At 37.6% G+C, this 20,226-nt stretch carries 19 protein-coding genes; 12 read left to right on the top strand and 7 right to left on the bottom strand.

From position 1 onward, the window contains the following. Positions 1–8 precede the first annotated feature (8 nt). From AAEY68_RS00245 to AAEY68_RS00195, 11 genes are all read left to right on the top strand, one after another. The gene (locus AAEY68_RS00245) at positions 9–962 is read left to right on the top strand and encodes a YbgA family protein (RefSeq protein ID WP_007580711.1); all 954 of its coding nucleotides are present in this window, start codon (positions 9–11) and stop codon (positions 960–962) included. Further along, on the top strand, positions 962–2,356 hold the full coding sequence (phrB, locus tag AAEY68_RS00240; RefSeq protein WP_024592206.1) for a deoxyribodipyrimidine photo-lyase: 1,395 nt from the start codon (positions 962–964) through the stop codon (positions 2,354–2,356). The genes AAEY68_RS00245 and phrB overlap by 1 nt, the downstream gene beginning before the upstream one ends. 1 nt (position 2,357) lies before the next feature. Continuing rightward, positions 2,358–2,786: a nuclear transport factor 2 family protein gene (locus AAEY68_RS00235; protein WP_024592207.1), complete on the top strand. Its 429-nt coding sequence runs from the start codon at positions 2,358–2,360 to the stop codon at positions 2,784–2,786. 2 nt (positions 2,787–2,788) lie between these two features. Beyond that, positions 2,789–3,499, top strand: coding sequence for an SDR family NAD(P)-dependent oxidoreductase (locus tag AAEY68_RS00230; protein WP_007580704.1), 711 nt, complete (start codon positions 2,789–2,791; stop codon positions 3,497–3,499). Further along, a complete protein-coding gene (locus AAEY68_RS00225; protein WP_024592208.1) occupies positions 3,496–4,752 on the top strand; it encodes an NAD(P)/FAD-dependent oxidoreductase in 1,257 nt (418 codons plus the stop codon). The genes AAEY68_RS00230 and AAEY68_RS00225 overlap by 4 nt, the downstream gene beginning before the upstream one ends. Next, a complete protein-coding gene (locus tag AAEY68_RS00220) occupies positions 4,745–5,482 on the top strand; it encodes a DUF1365 domain-containing protein (protein WP_024592209.1) in 738 nt (245 codons plus the stop codon). Before AAEY68_RS00225 ends, AAEY68_RS00220 begins: the two co-directional genes overlap by 8 nt. 37 nt (positions 5,483–5,519) lie before the next feature. Beyond that, on the top strand, positions 5,520–6,782 hold the full coding sequence (locus tag AAEY68_RS00215; protein WP_024592210.1) for an SAM-dependent methyltransferase: 1,263 nt from the start codon (positions 5,520–5,522) through the stop codon (positions 6,780–6,782). After that, entirely contained in the window at positions 6,760–7,260 is a 501-nt protein-coding gene (locus AAEY68_RS00210) for a DUF2878 domain-containing protein (RefSeq protein WP_007580697.1), read from the top strand. The genes AAEY68_RS00215 and AAEY68_RS00210 overlap by 23 nt, the downstream gene beginning before the upstream one ends. Positions 7,261–7,314: 54 nt before the next feature. After that, the gene (locus AAEY68_RS00205; protein ID WP_010552972.1) at positions 7,315–7,803 is read left to right on the top strand and encodes a chalcone isomerase family protein; all 489 of its coding nucleotides are present in this window, start codon (positions 7,315–7,317) and stop codon (positions 7,801–7,803) included. A 1-nt stretch (position 7,804) separates the two neighbouring features. After that, positions 7,805–8,344 carry a DUF3833 domain-containing protein gene (locus tag AAEY68_RS00200; protein WP_024592211.1) on the top strand — a complete coding sequence of 180 codons (540 nt, stop codon included), beginning with the start codon at positions 7,805–7,807 and terminating at the stop codon, positions 8,342–8,344. 210 nt (positions 8,345–8,554) lie between these two features. Then, positions 8,555–8,830 carry an HU family DNA-binding protein gene (locus AAEY68_RS00195; RefSeq protein WP_002962474.1) on the top strand — a complete coding sequence of 92 codons (276 nt, stop codon included), beginning with the start codon at positions 8,555–8,557 and terminating at the stop codon, positions 8,828–8,830. A gap of 92 nt (positions 8,831–8,922) precedes the next feature. On the opposite strand, the gene ilvN is transcribed toward AAEY68_RS00195, so the two are convergent. Beyond that, positions 8,923–9,420 carry an acetolactate synthase small subunit gene (ilvN, locus tag AAEY68_RS00190; RefSeq protein WP_007580691.1) on the bottom strand — a complete coding sequence of 166 codons (498 nt, stop codon included), beginning with the start codon at positions 9,418–9,420 and terminating at the stop codon, positions 8,923–8,925. Further along, positions 9,420–11,144 (bottom strand): acetolactate synthase 3 large subunit, encoded by a 1,725-nt coding sequence (locus AAEY68_RS00185; protein ID WP_010552970.1) that lies wholly within the window; start codon positions 11,142–11,144, stop codon positions 9,420–9,422. The genes ilvN and AAEY68_RS00185 overlap by 1 nt, the downstream gene beginning before the upstream one ends. Positions 11,145–11,633: 489 nt before the next feature. On the opposite strand from AAEY68_RS00185, the gene AAEY68_RS00180 reads away from it, so the two are divergent. Beyond that, on the top strand, positions 11,634–14,654 hold the full coding sequence (locus tag AAEY68_RS00180) for an immune inhibitor A domain-containing protein (RefSeq protein ID WP_350585315.1): 3,021 nt from the start codon (positions 11,634–11,636) through the stop codon (positions 14,652–14,654). Positions 14,655–14,720: 66 nt separating this feature from the next. On the opposite strand, the gene AAEY68_RS00175 is transcribed toward AAEY68_RS00180, so the two are convergent. From AAEY68_RS00175 to ppnN, 5 genes are all read right to left on the bottom strand, one after another. After that, positions 14,721–15,728, bottom strand: a complete 1,008-nt coding sequence (locus AAEY68_RS00175; protein WP_007580684.1) for an isocitrate dehydrogenase — start codon at positions 15,726–15,728, stop codon at positions 14,721–14,723. A gap of 206 nt (positions 15,729–15,934) precedes the next feature. Continuing rightward, positions 15,935–17,623, bottom strand: coding sequence for a hypothetical protein (locus AAEY68_RS00170; RefSeq protein ID WP_350585314.1), 1,689 nt, complete (start codon positions 17,621–17,623; stop codon positions 15,935–15,937). Positions 17,624–17,634: 11 nt separating this feature from the next. Beyond that, entirely contained in the window at positions 17,635–18,018 is a 384-nt protein-coding gene (locus tag AAEY68_RS00165; RefSeq protein ID WP_024591078.1) for a DUF3192 domain-containing protein, read from the bottom strand. Between the two features lie 69 nt (positions 18,019–18,087). Continuing rightward, positions 18,088–18,861: a flap endonuclease Xni gene (xni, locus tag AAEY68_RS00160; protein ID WP_350585313.1), complete on the bottom strand. Its 774-nt coding sequence runs from the start codon at positions 18,859–18,861 to the stop codon at positions 18,088–18,090. 10 nt (positions 18,862–18,871) lie between these two features. Continuing rightward, positions 18,872–20,215 carry a nucleotide 5'-monophosphate nucleosidase PpnN gene (gene ppnN / locus AAEY68_RS00155; protein WP_007580678.1) on the bottom strand — a complete coding sequence of 448 codons (1,344 nt, stop codon included), beginning with the start codon at positions 20,213–20,215 and terminating at the stop codon, positions 18,872–18,874. Positions 20,216–20,226 lie beyond the last annotated feature (11 nt).

Below are 20,226 nucleotides of genomic sequence, written 5' to 3'. Positions count from 1 at the left end.
GAGAATATATGCACACAGATATAATAAAAATAGGTATAAGCGCCTGCTTAGCAGGCGAAAAAGTTAGATTTGACACAGGACATAAAAAGTCAAATTTTTGTATGGATGAACTAGGCAAACACGTTGAATACACACGGTTTTGTCCGGAAGTAGCTGTTGGTTTACCGATACCTCGTCCAACTATTCGCCAAGTTAAAGTTGGCGATACTATTAAAGTATGCCGCCCAGATGGCACCGGCGAAGTAGGACAACAACTTACTGAATATGGTAAAAAAGTTGCAACTGAACAAGCTAAAGAATTAAGCGGGTTTGTATTTTGTGCAAAAAGCCCAAGTTGCGGCATGGAGCGCATTAAAATATACAATGAAGCAGGAACAGGTAATACCTCTGAAGGCGTTGGTTTTTTTGCTGAGCAAATAATGAAGCACAACCCATTATTGCCATGTGAAGAAAACGGACGTTTAAACGACATGCATTTACGTGAAAACTTTGTAATGAGAATTTACGTATTTAAAAACTGGCAAAAATTAGTACAAGAGCCGCTTACGGTCCATAAGCTTACTCAATTTCACTCTCAGTATAAGTACTTGTTGATGGCTCATAACTATCAAGCTTATCGTGATTTGGGTAACCTGCTGGGGACTTATGTAGGTGACGATATAAATGCAGTTGCTGATGAATATATTCTAGGTTTGATGACGGGTCTTAAAAAGCCAGCTTCTCGCAGAAATAATTGCAACACGCTAATGCATTTACAAGGTTACTTTAAAACTGATTTATCGAAGGTTGAAAAACAAGAACTTCGTGATGCGATAGATGAATACCGCGAAGGTTTGGTGCCATTGTATGTACCACTTACCTTGTTAAAACATCATTTGAAGGTTCACCCAAATGAGTACCTTGAAAAACAAGTGTTTTTTAACCCTTACCCTCACGATTTAAAACTACGATTTGGTATTTAATGGATACATTATTTTGGTTTAGGCGCGATTTGCGCCTTTTTTCTAACGAAGCGTTAATTCAAGCGCTAAATAATGGCGCTAAACACGCCATTTTTTTTGTGTCTGAAAAACAGTGGCAACAGCACCAAGCTGCGCCTATTCAGATTGACTTACTCAAGCGCCGAGTTACTTATCTTCAATCTCAGCTTGCTGATTACGGCATTACTTTACATGTTATTGAAGCGCCTAGCTTTTCTGATTGTACGCGTGAGCTTATTGATTTTTGTAAAGCAAACGATGTAAAACACGTAATTGCTAATACAGAATATGAGCTTAATGAAGTAAACCGCGATAAAGCAATTTTGCACGAATGCGATGAGCTTTCAATTACTTTTACTTTGTACGAAGGTGATTTAATTGCACCTGTTGGAACGGTTAAAAACCAAAGTAATGAAATGTATAAAGTGTTTACTCCATTTAAGCGAGCATGGTTAAAGCAGTATCAAGATACACACTTTAGTTTGCCACAATGGCCTTTAACTTCTGACCCTATTGAGTTTGACGAGAGTGATTTACTAAAAAGTGATGGATGCTCAGATAAGTGGCCGGTTGACGACGAAACACTCTCAACCGTAGTTGATAATTTTATATGTGACAAACTTACAAGCTACGACGATCAGCGTGATATACCCAGCGTAAAAGGCACATCAGGTTTAAGCCCGTATTTAGCACTTGGTATTGTAAGCACAAAACAGCTGCTTATTAATATTCAGCAGCGTTATCCTGATATTTTAACTACGTCAAAAAGTAAAACGTTTACGTGGATTAACGAGCTTGTTTGGCGCGAATTTTACAGGCATTTAATTGCTGAATTTCCGAAGCTTTCGCGCGGTGATAACTTTAACGAAAAGTATAACGCCGTAGTGTGGCGTAAAAGCGAAAATGAATTTACAGCATGGTGTGAAGGGCGTACAGGTTACCCGTTAGTAGATGCTGCAATGCTACAACTAAAGCAAACCGGTTGGATGCACAATCGTTTACGTATGGTTGTTGCGAGCTTTTTAACTAAGCATTTATTAATAGACTGGCGCGAAGGTGAGCGCTTTTTTATGCAGCACCTAATTGATGGCGATTTAGCCTCAAATAATGGTGGCTGGCAGTGGGCTGCAAGTACCGGGTGTGATGCTCAGCCTTACTTTAGAGTTTTTAACCCTATCAGACAAAGCGAGCGCTTTGATCCAACTGGCAAGTTTATCCGTAAGTATTTGCCAGAGCTTGAAAACGTGCCAGATAAACACATTCATTTTCCACACACTTATTTAGCCGCAATAGGTAAAGATAAGGAATGTTACTGGCCAGCAATAGTTGATCATAAAGCGGCACGAGAACGTGCACTTGCTGCATTTAAGGTGTGATATGGATAACCAGTTACCAGTAGATAAATTTGTTGAAATATACCAACAGCTTGATAGCACTAATCTTGATTTATTGAGTGATATTTACTGTGACAACATACAGTTTATAGACCCGATGCATGAAATTAATGGCATTGTAGAATTGCGCAGGTACTTTGCTAACTTATATAGCAATGTTAAGCATTGTCAGTTTGATATTAATGATTCGTTTGATAGCGGCAACAATGCTTTTATCTATTGGACTATGCACTATGCACATCCAAAGCTTTCATCAGGTAAAACTATTTCGGTAGAAGGTCATAGCAAGCTTATTTTTGAAAATGGCAAAATTATCAAGCACAGAGACTACTTTAATGTGGGCGAGTTGCTGTACAAACATATTCCTTTACTTGGTAGTGTTATAAAGCTAATTGATAAAAGGGCAGGTTAATTATGATCACACTTATAACGGGTGCTACTTCTGGTATTGGTGAGCAGTTAGCAATTAAATATGCGCAGTTGGGAGACACTGTTATAGCTTGTGGCCGTAATAGTGAAAAGCTCGCTGAGCTTGCTAAATACGACAATATTCAAGCATGTAAATTTGATGCAACTAATCTACAAGACATTAAAGAGTCGACAGTTGGCTTTCCTCATTTTGACCGTGTTATTTTAAACGCGGGTAACTGTGAATACATAGATGACGCACGAAACTTTGATAGTGCATTGTTTGAACGTGTAATAAACGTAAATTTACTCTCTATGGGGTATTGCCTTGAGGCGCTACTTCCTAAAATAAATTCAGGTGGTCAGCTTGTTTTGGTCAGCTCAAGTGTTACCTATCTTGCGCTACCTCGTTCAGAAGCTTATGGTGCATCAAAAGCGGGTGTAAGTTACTTAGCAAAAAGCTTAGCTGTTGATTTAGATGATGTTGATGTGACTTTAGTTCACCCTGGCTTTGTGAAAACTCCGCTTACTAATAAAAATGATTTCCCGATGCCTATGGCCGTTACCGCTGAAAAAGCCGCAGATTATATGATTAAGGGAATACATAAGCGCCGAAAAGATGTTCACTTTCCGTACCGTTTTACACTTATATTAAAAGCATTACGTATTTTACCACTCCCAATTTGGCTTAAAATCGCAAAAGGATTAGCCCGTTGAAAAAAATAGCAATAATAGGAACTGGTGTATCTGGTTTAACATGTGGGCATTTGCTTCATAAACATTACGATGTAACCGTATTTGAAAAAAATGATTATATAGGTGGTCACACCGCAACGGTTGATGTTGATGTATGCGGCATAAAATACGCAATTGATACTGGCTTTATTGTATTTAATGACAGAACTTACCCATACTTTGAAAAGTTACTATCGCGTATTGGTGTAGATAAACAAACAACCCAAATGAGCTTTAGTGTTCATAACGAAGCCACTGGCTTTGAATACAATGGCCATACGTTTACAAGCCTGTTTGCACAGCGTCGTAATATTTTTAGACCTAAGTTTTGGCGATTATTGTACGACATTGTTAGGTTTAACAAATTGTGTAAAGCACTACATGAAAAAGATGATTACCAATCTGATCAATCATTAGGGCAACTGCTTAGCGACAATCACTTTAATGACTTTTTTAAATACCATTATATTCTTCCGATGGGCGCGGCTATTTGGTCTACCAGTATTAAAGAAATGGAAAATGTAGGCGTTGAATTTTTTGTTAAGTTCTTCTTTAATCATGGCCTTTTAGATGTAACAAACAGACCACAGTGGTATGTAGTACCAGGTGGCTCTCGTCAGTATATTAAACCACTGATCAGAGGTTTTGCTGATAAAATTAAACTTAATACAGATATTAAATCTGTTACGCGTCAAAATGATGAAGTAACATTAGAGTTTGCCAATGGTGAATTAAGTAAGTTTGATAAAGTAATATTTGCTTGTCATTCAGATCAGGCGCTTGCACTACTTGGTGATGCAACTGAGCAAGAAAAGTCAGTATTGGGTGCAATAGCTTACACTGAGAATTCAGTTGTGCTGCACACCGATACAAACCTTTTACCTGATAGAAAAGCGGCATGGGCAAGTTGGAACTACCTGCTTAATAACAACACTGATAAAGCAGCTGTTGTTACTTACCAAATGAATATTTTACAAGGTATACAATCGGATACACAGTTTTGTGTAACGCTTAATCACCTTGAAGGAATAAGCCAAAGTAAAATTTTGCGCGAGTTTACTTATCATCACCCTGTATTTAACCAAGAGTCAATTGCTGCTCAAAAGCTTAAACACAGTATTGATGGGCAAAACAATAGTTATTTTTGTGGTGCTTATTGGTACAATGGTTTTCATGAAGATGGCGTACACAGTGGTGTAGATGTAGCCAAGCAACTTGGGGTCGAATTTGACTAGTGCAGTGTATTTAGGCGATGTAAAACATCGCCGTTTTGCTGTTAAAGAACATCGTTTTAGTTACCCTTTGTATATGATGTGGGTAGATTTAAATAATCCTCAACAACTAAATGGTGTGCATAAACACTTAGGTACGTCAGGCTTAAAAGCGTTAAAATTTAATGAAGCTGATTATCTTAAAGATACCTCAGAACTTGCTAAACGACCTCTTATTGAGCGTGCGCATGATCAACTTGCCAATTTAGGTATTACTGAAACCTTTTCTCATATTTACATGCTAGGGCAATTTCGTTGTTTTGGTGTGTATTTTAGCCCTGTTAATTTTTACTTTTTTGGCCACAACGACACCCGTTTTAAGTACATGATAGCTGAAGTGAGTAATACACCATGGAACGAGCGTCATTATTATTTAGTCCCTTTAGAAAAAAAAGTGAACTTTAAGAAGGTTTTTTCCGTATCACCTTTTATGAATCTGGATATGAACTATCATTGGCATGTTAAACAATCGCCTGATAAAACATTGATACACATTGAAAATAAGCGAAATGAAGAGTTATTATTTGATGCAACACTTCGCTTGAAACGTAAAGACCTCACTAACGAAGAGATTAATAAGTTGTTTAAACGTTTTCCGGCCATGACATGGTCTATTTTCAAAGGTATTTATTATCAAGCATTAAAGTTGTTTATAAAGCGAGTGCCTTTTTTAGGTCACTCAGGTAAGCCATAAAGCACATAGGTAGTCAGGACAATTAATAGGTATTTTAATGGATAAAGTGTCGAGCTTAAATTGCGAACAAAGCACTAGTTGGTTAACTAATATATATAAAAAATTAGTAACTAAAGCCTTTTCGTCAATTGAAACAGGTCAAGTTGTTTTAATTGAAGGAAATGAGCGTACAGTTTTTGGTGATGTATCGTCTGCGTTAAAAGTAACAGTAACAGTTAATGATAAAGCTATGTATAAAGCGTTTGCGTTATCTGGGAGCGTTGGCGCTGGTGAAGCGTATATTTTGGGGCATTGGTCTTGTGACAACTTAACTTCATTCATTGAGATATTTGCTATAAACGAAAAGCAACTTGATGAGTTTGAAAAAAAATTCGCATTTTTTAGTAATATCGCACACCGATTTAATCACATAAAAAACAAAAATTCAGAATCGGGTTCTAAGAAAAATATTGTTGCTCATTACGACTTAGGTAATGATTTGTACGAATCATTTTTAAGTAAAGAAATGCTTTACTCAAGTGCTGTATATCCTACAAAAGAAGCGACACTTGAAGAGGCTCAACAATACAAGCTTAAACGCATTTGTGAGCAAGTTGAGCTTCAAAAAAATGATTCAGTAATTGAAATTGGTACAGGGTGGGGGGCATTTGCTATATATGCAGCCACACATTACGGTTGCCATGTAACAACAACAACCATATCTGATGAGCAACATGATTATGTAGCTAACAAGATTGTTGAACTTGGTCTTGAAAGTAAAATAACATTACTTAAGCTCGATTACAGACTACTAAAAGGTAAATACGACAAGCTTGTTTCTATTGAAATGATAGAAGCAGTGGGTCATGATTATTTGCCGAGCTTTTTCACTCAGTGTGGTGAGCTCCTAAAAGACGATGGCGCCATGCTTATTCAAGCAATTACTATTGGCGATCAGCGTTATAAGCACTACTTAAAAAACTCTGACTTTATTCAGCAGTATATTTTTCCGGGCGGATGTTTGCCATCGCTTAACGAAATGAGTGAGCAGATTAAAAATAATACCGATATGGTTATTCATACTGTTAATGATATTGGTGCTCACTACGCAAGAACATTAGCAGATTGGCGAACTCGTTTTATAAAAAGCTGGCCTGATTTAGACCGCTCTAAATTTGATGAACGCTTTTATCGTTTATGGTTATTTTATTTTGCTTATTGTGAAGGTGCGTTTAGAGCCAGAGCAACAAGTACGGTACATTTAATGGCGCGTAAACCTCGTTTTACTAGTGATAACGATGATATTGCGCTCGGTTACTAATTTTGTTTTATTTCAAGCAGTGTGGTTTTTATCATTGCTGCTTGAAGCCAATTCGCTACTTTTTAGTGGCTTGATTATTGTTTTAATGTTTTGTTTGTCAAAGCAGAAAAAACAAGACTCCTTACTATTAATTAAAGCCCTACCTTTAGCACTATTGTTAGAATTTATAGCGGTAAAGTTAGGCTTGTTAGAATTTAAAGTTTATCCCTTCCCTCTATGGCTCGTGTTTTTATGGGCTGCATTACTACTTTCTTTAAATACCTCAATGGTTTTTTTGAGTAAATTAAAGCTTTGGCAGGCCTTTTTGGTATGTATGGCATTTGCGCCAGCAAGTTATTGGGCTGGAGCGCGCTTTGAAGTAATAAGTTTAGGTTTACCTTTATGGCAATTCTGGCTCGTTTACGGGGCGCTTTGGTCTACAGTGTTTACTGTTATTCTTTTCATAAACCAAAAAATCAAGTTATTCATCAATCGCTGATCTTCCACAATTTCTATTTCGTAACATTACCCATTGACTCAAAGGGAGCTTATTTTGAAATTTTTACTAAAGGCAGTTACTTTTTATTTGCTTACCACTTCAATTGTTTTAGCTAACACACAATTTAATAAAGTAGGCGAAGCACGAATGGAGTATTTATTTTGGGATGTATATGACGCTGTGCTATTTACCCCTTCAGGTAATTACAGCGCAGGAACACATCCTGTTAAGTTTAAGCTTACCTATTTACGTGACTTTGACGCTAAAGAAATAGTAAAAGCAACAAATGAGCAGTGGGAACATCTTGGAAAAACAGGGCTGGCAGATAAATACGACAGTAAATTGTTGTCTATTTGGCCTGATATAAAAAAGGGTGACTCACTAACATTAGTGACAAATGAGCAAGGTATGAGCACTTTTTATCATAATGATGAAAAAATGGGTGAAATTGATGAACCTCAATTTTCGAGTGACTTTTTAGCTATTTGGCTTGATGAAAAAACCTCTGAACCAAAATTACGAAAGCAATTATTAGGGAATTAATATGAACATATTAAACACGTTAAAAGCAGCTGTTATGAGCCTCTCGGCTCTACTTTTAATTAGCTGTTCGGCACCAAATGTTGAACATTATAAAAATACATCGCCAAATTTCGACTTTAAAACGTTTTTTAGCGGAAATTTGAAAGCCTATGGTGTTGTACAAGACTTTAAAGGCGAATTGACCCGAAAGCTTGTCGTAGATATGAATGCGACTTGGGACGGTAACCAGGGCGTTATTGAAGAAGACTTTATTTATGATGATGGCGAAACCCAAAAGCGAATCTGGAAAATAACGTTAAATGAAGACAATAGTTTAACGGGGACAGCAGCTGATGTTATAGGTACAGCAAAAGGCAAAAGTGACGGCAGCGTATTTCATTGGAATTATGATGTAGAGCTTCCATACGATGGCAGTACTTTAGAAGTGAATTTTGACGATTGGATGTACCTGGTTACACAATCGCGCTTGATAAACCGCACATCTATTGTTAAGTTTGGAGTCGAGGTCGGGGAAGTGACCTTAGTTATCGAAAAAATATAGCTTATTTACCCAGTTGCTTAACTTGCGCCAAAATTGTACTCAAATTAAGTCTTTGTTAACCCAACACGCTGTATTCTACCGAGAATTATTTAAATTTTACTCATTTTTTAAGAATTTAAGCAAAAAATGCAATTTGCTGTTGCTAACTCTTTAAAAATGCATAAAGATAGGTTTTGCGAAGGCAAAATAATAACGAATAGGAATCTAACAATGAATAAAGCTCAATTAGTTGAAAAAATTGCTACTGATGCAGAAATCTCTAAAGCCGCTGCTACTCGTGCTCTTGACGCGTTTACAGGTGCTGTAACTTCTTCTTTAAAAGAAGGTGATTCAGTAGCATTAGTTGGTTTTGGTACTTTCTCAGTAAAAGAACGTGCAGCTCGCACTGGCCGTAACCCACAAACGGGTGCTGAGATCCAAATCGCAGCGGCAACTATCCCAAGCTTTAAAGCAGGTAAAGGTCTTAAAGACCAAGTAAACCCTTAATAGGTTTAACGAATTAAAATAAAAAAAGAGCTATTTAGCTCTTTTTTTTTATGTTTAATAAAGACATCAACTGATGCCTTTATATTATAAATTTATGCTTTTAAGGCTTTATCGCCTCGGCCAATGCCAACAGCACCAGAACGTACAACTTCAATAATATCGGTTTCATGACGAAGTGTGTCTAAAAACGATTCTATTTTGTCTGTACTACTCACTAGTTGCAGGCTATAGCTTTGTCGGCCCATATCTAAAATAACACCCTGGAACACATCAACTACGCGGGTAACCGCTGCACGAGTCGTCTCGTCTTGAGCAAATACCTTAACAAGCAATAACTCTCGCTCAATGTGACTCATTTCTGTTAAATCGATAATTTTAAGCACGTCGACTAATTTGTTAACTTGCTTTGTGATCTGCTCAACCACTCTGTCATCACCCATGGTGGTAATGGTAATACGTGATAACGACTGATCATCAGTTGTGCCCACAGTTAGGCTGTCAATGTTGTATGCACGTTGTGAAAAAAGCCCAACAATACGCGACAGTGCACCCGGTTCGTTTTCCAGTAAAATAGATAAAATACGACGCATTATGCTTTTACTCCTTTACGTAACCACATCTCATCAATGCCACCTAACTTGATTTGCATTGGGTATACATGTTCTTTCTCGTCTACAAGAATATCTAAAAAGACTAAACGATCGTTTATGCTCATAGCTTTATCGATTGCAGGTTGTAACTCATCAAGTGTGTTTACTTTAATACCCACATGCCCGTAGCTTTCAACCAACTTAACAAAATCAGGCAGCGAGTCCATGTAAGATGATGAATGACGACCGCCGTAAACCATATCTTGCCATTGGCGTACCATACCTAAAGAGCGGTTATTAAGTGATACAACTTTTACCGCTAGGTTGTACTGCAAGCAGGTAGATAGCTCTTGAATATTCATTTGAATAGAGCCATCACCTGTAATACACACTGACTCTTTATCAGGAAAGGCTAATTTTACGCCCATAGCAGCAGGTAAACCAAAGCCCATAGTGCCTAGGCCGCCTGAATTTATCCACTGACGAGGATGCTTAAATGGGTAATATTGCGCTGCAAACATTTGGTGCTGACCAACGTCAGAACTTACGTAAGCATCGCCATTAGTGGCTTTATAAACAGCTTCAATTACGGCTTGTGGCTTAATTTTGTCGCCATCTGTGTTGTAGCTTAAACATTTTTGTTCACGCCAGCTGATAATTTGGCGCCACCAATCTTCTTGCGCGCTGCGATCTATTTTAATTGGGCTTTTATCAATACCCGTTTGTAGTTGTTCTAGTACTGTTGCTAAGCAACCTACAACCGGTATATGCGCTTTGATTGTTTTTGAAATTGAAGTTGGATCTACATCTACATGTACAATTGTGGCATTTGGACAAAACTTTTTAACGTTATTAGTTACTCGATCATCAAAACGAGCACCAAGCGCTAAAATCACATCGGCGTTTGCCATTGCTTTGTTGGCCTCAAGCGTACCGTGCATGCCTAGCATACCTACAAAGTTTGGATGTACACCTGATATGCCGCCAAGCCCCATTAGTGTATTGGTAATGGGCGCATTTAACGACTCAACTAAATGCGTTAATTGCTCTGACGTATTTGAAATAACAATACCACCGCCAGAATAGATAACCAGTTTTTTGGCCTCTAGAATAGTTGTTACCGCTTTACGAATTTGTTTTGAATGCCCTTTAGTATTAGGGCTGTATGTTCTTAGCTCTGTTGTTTTAGGAAATTCGTATTCAAACTTTATAGCAGGGTTAAGCATATCTTTAGGAAGCTCAACTACAACAGGTCCAGGACGACCTGTACTGGCTATATAAAAGGCTTTAGCTAAGATTGTTGGGATTTCTTTAGCACTTCTACAGTTAAAGCTGTGTTTAACTATAGGGCGAGAACAGCCAACAATATCAGTTTCTTGGAATGCATCATCGCCAATTAAACTTGTAGGCACTTGGCCTGATAATACAACCATAGGAATTGAATCCATGTAGGCCGTTGCAATACCCGTTATACAGTTTGTAGCGCCAGGGCCTGAGGTTGCAAGTACAACACCAACGTCTCCAGTAGCACGAGCATAACCATCAGCCATATGTGTGGCAGCTTGTTCATGACGTACTAATATATGCTCAATATCATCTTGCTGAAAAAGTGCATCATATAAGTCTAAAACCGAACCACCGGGGTAGCCAAATATGTATTTTACCTTTAACTCTTTTAATGCCTGAACTACTAGTTCAGAGCCATTATATTCTTGTTTGCTCATCCTCATTCCTCTGTGCGCTTTTTTATGCATAAAAAAACCCCCGCGTAGTGCGAGGGTTTTTAAAAAGCAGTATCACCTTTTAATACATCCCCGCTGGGCTTATAACTAAGACCAGTACGAGTACGACTAAAAGGTTAATTTGTGTGTTCATAGTTTTTACTCTACTTAGCAAAACACTGCTTTTAAATTAAAAATTCTGTATAGGTTTATTTTTAAGGGTTTTGAACCCTTATGTCAACCTTGAAAGTGGTTTTTTGCATTTTAAATTCGTTTTGTGGCTTTTTTTAATTTAAACCTGCAGAAAACCTATGTTTAATTGAGTTTACTGGCAGAAATTATGCATTTTAGGTTGTAAGTTCGATTTTAGATATAAAAGAGTGTGAGAGACCATTAGCTTTAATTGCATATGTTAACTATATGTTTTTATCGCATGTTTAAATTTCTATTATTAGGTATGATTGCTACATAATTATGTTTGAGGAAAACACAGTGAAAAAAGTGACGTTAATTGCGCTTTTAACTACGCTATTAAGCCCTATAGTAGCGGCTAATAATTTAAGCCCGTATGATATTGGTATAACTAACGAAGAACGTATTTTATATTGGCTTAAAAAAAGAGACCAAATATCTTCAAGTGAGTTAGATAGTTCATTTAAGTCATATATGAGTAACAAAGACGTTGGCAATCACTCAATTAAAAATGGCTTTAGGCAATTTAAATCCTCGTCCAACGTTTTTTCAAATACAAATAAACAACAGGTCGCTTTTTCAACGTCGCTAGTGCCAGATCAAAGCGTTAATGATGTAAAAGTGTTAGCTATCTTAATTGATTTCCCTGATCTTAAACATGACGACAATCAACTTGTAGAGCAAGACACCGACATGTTTTACGCTGATTATTCAACTGAACACTATCAGCAAATGCTTTTTAATACTCAAGGTTATGCGGGCCCTGATGAACAAAGCTTATCAACGGCTGCAGATTATTATAAAGCAGCGTCTGGTAATAGCTTAAACTTTAACGGGCAGGTATATGGCTGGGTAACCGCTGATAGTAATGCAAAAATATATGGTGAACGCCAAGGCAGTACGCGTGATAAAAATGCGCCCGCTTTAGTCAAAGAGGCTGTGGAGAAGGCGGTTGCAAAGTTTAATATTAATTTAGCGGACTATGATTTAACTGATTTAGATGATGTTGATGGCGACGGAATTATTAATGAACCCAACGGCATTATTGACCATGTAATGATTTTTCATTCAAGTATTGGCGAGGAAGCGGGTGGTGGTTACCTAAGCACCGATGCTATTTGGTCGCACCGCTATTATGTATTTGATGAAAATAGCGGGCCGAGCGAGATTGCAGGCAGCAGTATTAAACTCTTTGGTTACACAATTAATCCAATTGATGCTGGGATTGGCGTGGTGGTGCATGAGTTTGGGCATGACTTGGGATTATTAGATGAATACGACTTACAATCTAACACGGTAGGTGAGCCTGTCGCGTCTTGGTCAGTTATGTCGACAGGAAGTTGGGCAGGTTCGCCACGAGGCTCAGAGCCTGTTATGTTTAGCCCTTATGCGCTTGAATATTTACAAAATCGATACCAGGGTAATTGGGTTAATCAGCTCACGCTTGATATGGATGAGATAGATGCTAACGCACAGCAAACATTAATTAATACTGCGAGTACTTCACAACTACAAAGCCAAATAAAAATAACACTGCCATCTCGACTCGAAAAATTTAAAACGCCAGTAGAAGGTGATTTTCAATACTATTCAAATACGGGCGACAATGTTAGTAACAGCTTAGTTAATACAGTAACGCTACCAAACACAACTGAGGCACTTACTTTAAGCTTTATTGCTTATTACAGTATTGAGCGCGACTATGATTTAGTACAGGTAAAAGTAAATGGGGAGCCTATTGCTAGTAATTATACGCAAGCAATTAACCCATACTATGGTGACATTGGTCCGTATATATCAGGTGATTCATTTTTTAATAGTGATGCTAAGCAGCCTAACGGCTATTTAACTCATAAGTTTGATTTATCAGCTTATGCTGGGCAAATAATTGATCTAAAAATTGAATACATAACAGATGCGAACACACATTATTATGGTTTTGTTGTGGATGATATGCGTATTGTGCAAAGTGATACTTTAATTTGGCAAAATAATGCACAAGATCAAATTAACACCGAGTTTAATGGCTTTGAAAAAATAGGTAGTTACACATATGTATCGCCATCACATTACTATTTACAATTGCGTTCATACACAGGCGTTGACAGTAGTTTGCAAGCAGAGCAGTACTCACCGGGATTATTATTGTGGTATAGCAATGAATCTCAAGCAGATAACAACACGACAGAGCATCCAGGTAGTGGTTTTGCATTAGTGGTAGATGCTGATCAGCGCTCGATAAATAAAGGCAGTACGCAAACTCCGGCTGCTTCAGCAATTCAAATACGTGATGCTGCTTTTAGTTTATATCAACAAAGGGCAGGGTTAGGTGATGATGATTTATCAGCTATCACAGGGTTTACTGATAAAACCGATTATAGCTTTGCAGCGCAAAAACCATCAGGTGTTGTGCTTCCACAGGTTGGTTTTGAGTTTAGTATTACAAGCCAGTCAGTAGACAGTGAAGACATAGAAGTAGAGCTTAATTACAATGTTACTAAGGGAATTAATTTTACTAAAACAGGTTTAATCGTTAATTTTAATGTTGAAGGTTTTGCACTCACGCCTGCGGATAAATTCACGTGGAATTTTGACGATGGTAGCTCAAGCACAGAGTTAACGCCTACTCATGAATACCAAGACTATGGCACCTATAGCGTTGAGTTTATGGCAAGTAATGATACTTCACAGCAAGTAGCTGTAGCTCAAGTTACATTAGTTGAGCCATTATCTGTAAATGAAATTGAATATGAAATAAACCAAGGAATATTAACAGCTCAAGCTTCGTTTACAGGTGGAGTCGCACCGTATACTTATAATTGGCAGCTAGGGGATGGAAGTACTTTAACGACGCAATCGCTCACTTATAATTATTTATACTCTGGTGATTACCAAGTAACGCTTACAGTGACAGATAACGAAGGCACGGAGCAAACTAAAGCGGTTGATGTAACTGCAACTGTTCCGCTTAGCATAGACGCAAACGTTACAGTAAATGATTTAAGCGCTCAATTTAATGCGCAAGTAACCGGCGGCTTTAATAGTTATACTTACAGTTGGGATTTTGGTGATGGCAGTGCGGTATCAAACTTACAAAACCCAAGGCATACTTATCAAACTGACGGGACATTTAATGTAACGTTGAATGTTACTGATACTCAAACCAATGATACTTTTACTAAAGAGTTATCTCTTACAGTGCAAAAGCAACAAAGTAGTTCGGGTTCAAGTGGCGGATCATTGGCAGGTTTATTAGGATTACTACTGTTAAGTTTATTTAGGTTTAATACTAACCTGCATAAATACACCAGGTTGGTATAAGCTTAATTAACAAATAAAAAAAGCCCGCTAAATTAGCGGGCTATTTAAATTAATAACAAATATTAATTATAAACGGTCAATTACTGATTGAGTGAAATCAGTTGTACCGTGGCTGCCGCCTAAATCGCGAGTTGTACGGTCGCCTGATTTAATTACATCAGCAACAGCACTACGAATACGCTCTGCTGTATCGCCCATATCTAAATGCTCAAGCATTTGGATAGACGCTAAAATTACAGATGTTGGGTTAGCTAGGTTTTTGCCAGCAATATCTGGTGCACTACCGTGTACAGCTTCAAAAATTGCAGCGTCTTCACCAATGTTAGCACCTGGAGCCATACCTAAACCGCCAACTAAACCAGCACAAAGGTCAGATAAAATATCACCAAATAAGTTAGTCGTAACAATTACGTCAAACTCTTCAGGTGTCATTACCAGTTTCATACACGTTGCATCAACAATCATTTCATTTGATTCAATTTGTGGGTAACGCTCAGCTACTTCACGTGCTACTTTTAAAAACAAACCAGATGTTGATTTTAAAATGTTAGCTTTATGAACAGCAGTTACTTTTTTACGACCTTCACGTACCGCTAGCTCATATGCAAAAGTTACGATTTTTTCTGCGCCTTCACGCGTAATTATCGATTTTGCTTCTGCTTCATTACCGTCTTCACTTACTATTTGGCCTGCACCTGAGTACATACCTTGCGTATTTTCACGAATAGTAATGATATCAATATCGTCGTAACGCGCTTTAGTGCCAACAAATGATTTAACAGGGCGTACGTTAGCGTATAAACCAAATTGCTTACGAAGTGTTACGTTAATAGACGTAAAACCTTCACCTACAGGCGTTGTTAAAGGGCCTTTAAGAGTGATTTTGTTTCTAGCTATTGTATCAACCGTGTCTTGTGGAAGTAACTCACCTGTTTTTTCAAGTGCAGCTAGGCCAGCATCAACAAATTCATAATCAAAGTCGCAACCTGCGGCTTTTAATATTTCAAGTGCTGAGTCGATAATGCTCGGACCGATGCCGTCGCCTTTGATCACTGTGATGGTTTGTTTGGCCATTGACTTTTCCTTTAAAGAGTTTGATTTGCACATAAATTATTACCCTGAGAGGGTAATCGCTTGTTAGATCATTTATGTGAACGTGCTTGAAAATTTAAGGGCGCATTTATATCAACTTATCACCCATTTTGCTAGTTTATACAAGAAATACTGGGTATACACCAAAGTTATAATGGGTATAAAGACGTTAAATAGGGCCCCATAAATTAAATACTATTAAATAACGCGAGAGATTCTAATTTTTGATTAAAATCAGTTGGGTTTTGCCAATTTAGTATTTTCAGTTGTTCGTTTAATATTTGCAGTTGCCACGCTGTTAGCGCAAGTTCTGGTTTAAAAACACTCTGTGCAACAATTTTAAGTGTGATCCAGAGTTTATGAGAATCAGTTAAGTGTTTTTTAGGTGTTTGCTCTGCTTCTAAAAGTGCCGTTGTCCATGGGTTGTCACTTAATAAATGAGTAAGCTGTTGCGTTAGTTGCTCGTTATTAATTGAATCTACTCCAAAAAATGAGCAAATAGGGGCACTTAATGTTTTATTTGGTGTGTCGTCAATCAGCGTTTTACGAGAAAGCTGTGTACTGCATTGCGTTAATAAAAAATGAGCATAAGCATATAAAGGTAATGTAATGTGTTCAAACTGGTCGTGTTTATTTTTACTGACTAATAAGGCCATTATTTTCACCAAACCATTTAATCTGTTAGTAACGTAGGCTTGCAGAGGGTGTGGGGTAACATTAACTAATTGCTCAAAAACAACTCTTTGAATTATCGCAGGCGCATTATAATAACCGACCATCGATAAACTATGCTTTAAGTCTTTAGCGGCCTGATGCTCCTTATTATAAGGTTTTACTGCCTCACATAAATTAGCAACTACCTGAGGGTGAGCCGCCATTAGCTGGCTTAGCCCTTTATAGCTATATTCGTGCTGTGACTTAATATTACTTATTAGTTCAAGTAAAGACTGTGCTTTATCATCGCCAACCACACTTTTTGACTTAACATGTTCACTGTTAAATACTTTGAAGCTAATGGTTTTATCAGCGCAATGCCATTGTTTTGGGTTGTCGTTAAGCGTTGCTTTAACGCTAAACCAAGCTAATTTATTTGGGTTAGTGTTACTAATTAAAATATGTTTTTGCTGCGCATCAGTCGCTAAATAAATCATGGTTTGCTCGGCATAAAAAACGCGGCTTCCCGGTAATAGTGGCCCTAAATGGGCTATAAGTGATTTGATTAGCTGCAGTGCAAACAAGTTTGGTGTGCGAATATACAAGTCAGTAAGTGCCTTAAATAAACTCATGTGTTTATTAGCCGTATTACTAGTAATGTTCATACTAATAATATTTGCTAAAGCAATTAGTGTTATGCCCCCATCGTAAAGCATTATTTTAGGAGCACTTACCAATGCTTGTTTATATTTACTTAACTTAGCTAATAATTGCGTAACGGGTTTGGCAGAATCGCCACTGGATAACATTACTTTTGCAGCTAACTGATGACGCATTTTCCATATGTTTTTATCGGAGTCTTGAAAAGGTGTTTGCTCGCAAAGTTTGTTTAATTGCGCTCCAACACATAAATGCTCAATGAGTGAAGCCGCTATGTATAGCTCGCTTAGGGCATTGTTATAGTGTTGAGATTTACAAAGTGCAGCGGTTATTACACTCTGACTAACAACTAAGTTGGTGGCATAAGAATAATTAGGATTATAAAGTGTTAAACGAGCTTGTAATGCGAATGGCTGTTCACTATAGAGCACTCTATATTGCTCAGCTAGCTTACTTGCCATGGGGTATAAGGCTGTCCATTTTTGTTTATTGTTATAATAGCTTAAAAACAGCTGCGTATTATTAAGCAGCTGCTCTAAAGTAGTTGAAACAGCTTCATCCATTAAACCTTCACCTAATTTTGTTCTTGATATTTATTATATGCACTAGGACCCCATAAAAATAGCTGCCCATTTTTAAATAATAACCCAGTACATTCATCCATAGTGGTTATACCGTCAGATGTTTTATGCTGTGTACGGTAAAAAACTATCTGAAATACCTGTTCACCATCTCGTTTGGCATAAGTAAGGTCGGGGCTGCCTAAATAATCAAGCACAGTATTGAGTGTTGTGGGCTGCTCAAGTGATAGTTTTTCGATATAACGTTTATTAAAAGCTTCTCGGTCTTGCCAGATCATAGCCTGAGGATCGTCTTTATAAAAGGTTATCACCAACGCTGCTATCAGTGCATATAGCCCTAAACCTAAGATTAAATATCGGATAAATTTTTTCAATATGGTTTACTCTGACTCCGGTAACTAATAATAGTATACGTTTTGTAATGTTTAGAGGCTATTAACTTGCGACTAATTAAGTCTTAACTGCTTTAAACTAAAGCCTAAATTTATATCGGTGCGTAAACTAACCAAGTGCTTTGAGATTACGTACATATCCATATTAGCGGCTAACTTTGCTTTAATACTCGGGCTTAGAGACTCATCTTCGGCCGCATGCTCAATTGAATTATAGTTATTAACTATTTGCTGCGCAGACTTAGTACCTATTCCTTTTACTCCCGGAATATCATTTGTTTTATCGCCAGCCAAAGCCCAAAAATCAACGAGCTTATTTTGCTCAACACCAAAACGCTCTTTTATACTTGTCTCATCTAAATAGAGTTTTTTAAAGTAATCATAAACTGTAATGTAGGGGCCTAAATAGCGTAAAAAGCCTTTATCAGTAGAGACAACAGTATTAGCTATTTGATTATTTGATGCCTTAAATGCAAGCGTTGCAATAATGTCATCGGCTTCATCGTTAATAGGCTCAAATACAACAATACCGGTTTCTTCTATTGCGGTTTTAAAGTGCTCTAAGGCATCTTTTAGCACTTGAGGCATTGGGGCACGGGAGTGTTTGTAGTCTTTATAAAAATGATAACGCCAGCTTTTGTCACCATCAAATACCGCAATCGCATGGGTTGCATTACTTGTATCTAAAAGCTTTTTACACGCATGAGCTACACGTGCACAGCACGTTTGTATCATTTGTTCATCGCTGTGATGTTTTTGATTAGCGTCAACGGCGTAAATGCGCCTAATTAAATTAAGCGCATCAATAAGAAGTAAATGGGGTTTCAAACTATAAAACTCATGCTTTTATTTTGTAACACGGAATGTATTTGCTGCCAGGGAGTTTCATACGGCCTTGATCAACAAATGCTTGTAATAACGTATCCATATTTTCCATAAGGGCAGGCTCGCCACTTAAAATGTATGGACCGTTTTGCTTAATGGCTTTAACGCCTTCGTCTTTTACATTTCCAGCTACAATACCTGAAAAAGCTCTGCGTAAATTAGCCGCTAATAACTGCTTTGGTTGATCAAGATGTAAATCAAGACTTGCCATATTTTCGTGTGTTGGTGCAAAAGGTTGTTGAAAATCGTTATCGATTTTTAACGTCCAGTTAAAGTAGTAGGCATCGCCTTCACTTTTACGGTAATCACGAACATTGGCCATAGCCGATCTTAGCTTTTGCCCAACTAACTCAGGATTATCAATAATAACTTCAAACTTATCTAATGCTTCTTTACCAAGCGTCATTTCAACAAATTCACACAGCTCTTTAAAGTACGCTTCACTTTCTTTAGGGCCAGTTAAAATAACAGGCAAACATTGTTTGGTGTTATCTGGATGAAGTAATATGCCTAATAAATATAGCAATTCTTCAGCAGTACCTGCGCCTCCAGGAAAAATGATAATAGCGTGAGCTGTTCTTATAAAAGCTTCAAGGCGCTTTTCAATGTCAGGTAAAATAACTAATTCGTTAACAATAGGGTTTGGTGGCTCTGCAGCAATAATGCTTGGCTCTGTTAGGCCTAAGTAACGGTTATTGGTATTGCGCTGTTTTGCATGGCCAATAGTGGCACCTTTCATTGGGCCTTTCATGGCACCAGGGCCACAACCAGTACAAATATTTAATCCACGTAAGCCCAGTTCGTAACCAACTTGTTTTGTGTATTTATATTCAACTTCATTTATTGAGTGTCCGCCCCAGCAAACAACCATACTTGGCTCGCTATTAACACGTAATGCACCTGCATTTCTGAGCATATCGAATACCATATGAGTAATGGCTTTTTGCTCTTTTAAATCTTTTTCGTATTTTTGACAAATAAACAAAATATCGCGAATAACAGAAAATATATGCTCGTGAATTCCGGTAATTATTTCGCCATCAACAAATGCGGTTTCGGGTGGGTTTTCAAGCTCAATTTTAATACCTCGTTCGCGGCTTACTAAACGAATATCAAAATCTTTGTATTTGTCGTATATATCGCTACTTTCGTCGGTATGGCTACCTACATTAAGCACTGCTAGTACGCAGTTTCTAAATAACTTATAACGCTCACTAGCAGAAGATTGCTCTAATAAATCAACTTCTAATTGCGACAGTAAATCTAAAACCCCAGTTGGGTTTAACTGTATTAACATAGACGTTCTCC

The sequence above is a fragment of the Pseudoalteromonas sp. RB2-MNA-CIBAN-0110 genome (genome assembly GCF_040309305.1).
Classification (GTDB): domain Bacteria; phylum Pseudomonadota; class Gammaproteobacteria; order Enterobacterales; family Alteromonadaceae; genus Pseudoalteromonas; species Pseudoalteromonas arctica.
Note: the sequence above shows the minus strand (reverse complement) of the source record. Positions and strands in the feature narration are given on the sequence as shown.